This is a genomic window from Haloarcula amylolytica JCM 13557, from assembly GCF_000336615.1.
Taxonomy (GTDB): domain Archaea; phylum Halobacteriota; class Halobacteria; order Halobacteriales; family Haloarculaceae; genus Haloarcula; species Haloarcula amylolytica.
The window spans coordinates 1-479 of the sequence record NZ_AOLW01000081.1 but is presented as its reverse complement, the minus strand read 5'-3'; the positions used below and the strand labels follow the sequence as shown (position 1 = coordinate 479).

The 479-nt window shown below is 61.3% G+C and carries 1 rRNA gene; it reads left to right on the top strand.

Going from position 1 to position 479, the window contains the following annotated elements:
* Positions 1 to 106, top strand: a 16S ribosomal RNA gene (locus C442_RS20700); the annotation flags it as partial.
* Positions 107 to 479 lie beyond the last annotated feature (373 nt).

Below are 479 nucleotides of genomic sequence, written 5' to 3'. Positions count from 1 at the left end.
TGGGGTCCGGATGAGGCCGTCATGCGACGGTCGAATCTGGGCTCCGCAAGGGGGCTTAAGTCGTAACAAGGTAGCCGTAGAGGAATCTGCGGCTGGATCACCTCCTACTGACCGGGATCAGGCCTCTGGCCTGACCCACCTACATTGACTGGTGACCACAAGTCACCGCGAGTCGGCAAGCGCCGACTACTGCATGGGCCCGCTGGGCTCACAAAGACCTATCCGAGGCGGATATCCCCTCANGACCACAAGTCACCGCGAGTCGGCAAGCGCCGACTACTGCATGGGCCCGCTGGGCTCACAAAGACCTATCCGAGGCGGATATCCCCTCATCGGGATGTCGGGTGCAACTCCCGACGGGTCCGTACTTCGTATCACCGACGAATCCGTCCCCTTAAATGTGGGACGGCGTTCGGATGTGATACGACGACAGATGCACCAGGCCGGGTGAAACCGAGCCTGGGAAGGGTCGATTCGCC